At 60.4% G+C, this 2,415-nt stretch carries 2 protein-coding genes; both read left to right on the top strand.

All coding sequences use genetic code 11. The features are described 5' to 3' along the window. Nucleotides 1–229, top strand: a 229-nt coding sequence (locus HV796_RS43770) for a hypothetical protein (RefSeq protein ID WP_217478226.1), incomplete at its 5' end; no start/stop codon positions are given. Further along, nucleotides 219–2,300, top strand: coding sequence for a recombinase family protein (locus HV796_RS41700; protein ID WP_175233474.1), 2,082 nt, complete (start codon nucleotides 219–221; stop codon nucleotides 2,298–2,300). The genes HV796_RS43770 and HV796_RS41700, both read left to right, overlap by 11 nt. The last annotated feature ends 115 nt before the right edge of the window (nucleotides 2,301–2,415 follow it).

Raw genomic sequence — 2,415 nt, 5'->3', positions numbered from 1 at the left:
ACGCGACGAGGTGATAGAAGGTGCTCCGCGCCCCGAGGGTATGGGGGCGCTTCGTTATCACGGCATGCTGCATGGGCTTCCCATGCTCGCGACCGCCCCTGCGACCAGAGACGCTCCTTCATCTCGCACAGAGGAACGCGTGGGCGCACCCCCAGCCAGCGACGAACTGGTACGTCTGTTGGCCAATCTCGTTCTGCGCACCCATTCGGAGCTCGCCCATGTCTACTGATCTGTATCAGAAAGTCACGCCCGATCACTTACGACGTGATGCCTTCCTTTACGTACGGCAATCGTCGCTACGTCAGGTGTTCGAGAACACCGAGAGTACGAAACGCCAGTACGCATTACGCGAGCGTGCAGTAACGCTGGGCTGGCCCATCGAACGCGTGCATGTCATCGACAGCGACCTTGGTCTATCCGGCGCAAGCGCAGAACATCGGGACGGTTTCCAGCAACTGGTATCGGAGGTCGCCATCGGTCACGCCGGCATCGTACTCGGGCTGGAGGTGTCACGTCTCGCGCGCAACAATGCCGACTGGCATCGGCTCATCGAACTTGCGGCACTGACCCACACCTTGATTCTTGACGAAGACGGCGTCTATGATCCGGCTTACTTCAACGACCGCCTGCTGCTCGGACTGAAGGGAACCATGAGCGAGGCGGAGTTGCACGTTCTGAACGCGCGGCTGCAGGGTGGGATGCGCAACAAGGCACGACGTGGCGAGCTCGAACTCCCCCTACCCATCGGACTGGTCTACCATCCAAACGGATCGGTTGTACTTGACCCTGACCAGCAAATCCACGCAAGCCTGCGACTGCTGTTTGATACTTACCGGCAAACGCACCCGGCGAGCATGGTTGTACGCCGGTTCCGTCGCGAAGGCTGGGTCTTCCCGCAGCGCATCCGCCGCGGCATCGGCAAGGGCGAAGTGCAATGGGGCGGGCTAAACACATCGCGTGTCCTGCAGATTCTGCACAATCCGCGATACGCTGGGGCCTTTGTGTATGGACGCACACGCATTGGGCGCAAGGCTGACCTGACGGGCACGCAGTTAAAGGTCGCTCAATCCGACTGGCAGGTGCTCATCCGCGGCGCCCACGTCGGCTATATCGACTGGGACGAATTCGAACGCAATCAGGTTACGCTCAGGCAAAGCGCAAACGGATTCGGTTCGCTCGCGCGAGGTACCGTTCCTCGCGAAGGCGACGGACTGCTACAGGGGCGAGTCATCTGTGGGTTGTGCGGAAATCGCATGCGCGTACGCTACCAGAAGGTGGGCGGCAGGCTTGAACCGTACTACGTATGTCATGACGTCGCTGCCCATGACGCTGGCAAACCGTGCCAGTCAGTGCGTGGGCGCGCAATTGACGACGCCATCAGCGCATTACTGCTTCAGACGGTTGGGCCGGCAGCCATCGAAGTGGCGCTCGCGGTCGAGGACGAGATCGCCGGACGTATTGAACAGGCCAACTCCATGCGCATGAAGCAACTGGAACGTGCGCGTTACGAAGCTGAGCTCGCGCGCCGTCGCTACATGAATGTTGATCCGGCAAACAGGATGGTTGCCGACACGCTTGAGGCCGACTGGAATGATCGCCTTCGTCGACTGGACGTGCTACAGCAGGAACACGAACGCCAACGCCAATCGGATCAGGATCTGCTTGGCGACGAGGCTCGCGCGCGCATTCGGGCTCTCGCGGATGACTTCGCCGTCGTGTGGAACGACAGACGTATCGAATCCATCGAGCGCAAGCGTATGCCAAGACTGCTCATCGAGGACGTCACTCTTGTGAAGTCGGACAAGGTTTCGATCCACGTGCGCTTCCGCGGCGGCCGCACGACCTCACTGGCAGTCGACAAGCCCAGGTCGATGGCACTTGTACGCAAGACGCAACCGGCGGTCGTAACCCTCATCGATGGGCTTCTGGAAACATGCACTGATCAGCAGGTCGCTACGCGACTCAACGAACTCGGATATACAAACTGGCAGCACCAGATATTTACCGCCAGGAAGGTGGCGCTGGTACGGACCACCTATGAGCTGCCGAGTCGATTCGAGCGACTGCGCTCGCGCGGCCTGCTCACCGGCGCCGAACTCGCCATGCAGCTCGAAGTTAGCCAAACCACGATTCACCAATGGGGACGGCAAGGGCTTCTACGATGGCACGTTTACGGGCATGATCACCGGTGTCTGTACGAACCCCTGGGCAATGTCGTGATCGTCAGAGGTACTGGTGGACGCAAAGCAACGCGGCCAACCTTCATCGTCGCTCCAACTCCCGGACAAGGTGCAATGTGAGATCTACTCCTTGTCCTGCGGTTTGCGCGGCCGCGCCGGCAGCATCGCCGTCGTGTAATGGTTCACAAAGTCCTGCGTGGTGCGGCCGGGCACGGGTTCGTAGCGATCGGCCAAC

Source organism: Paraburkholderia humisilvae, assembly GCF_902859855.1.
In the GTDB taxonomy this organism is placed as follows: Bacteria; Pseudomonadota; Gammaproteobacteria; order Burkholderiales; family Burkholderiaceae; genus Paraburkholderia; species Paraburkholderia humisilvae.
This window is presented reverse-complemented; position numbering and strand designations above follow the sequence as displayed.

Coding starts and splice junctions, on each gene's coding strand:
- HV796_RS41700 (WP_175233474.1), top strand. CDS start 219: ATGTCTACTGATCTGTATCAGAAAGTCACGCCCGATCACTTACGACGT.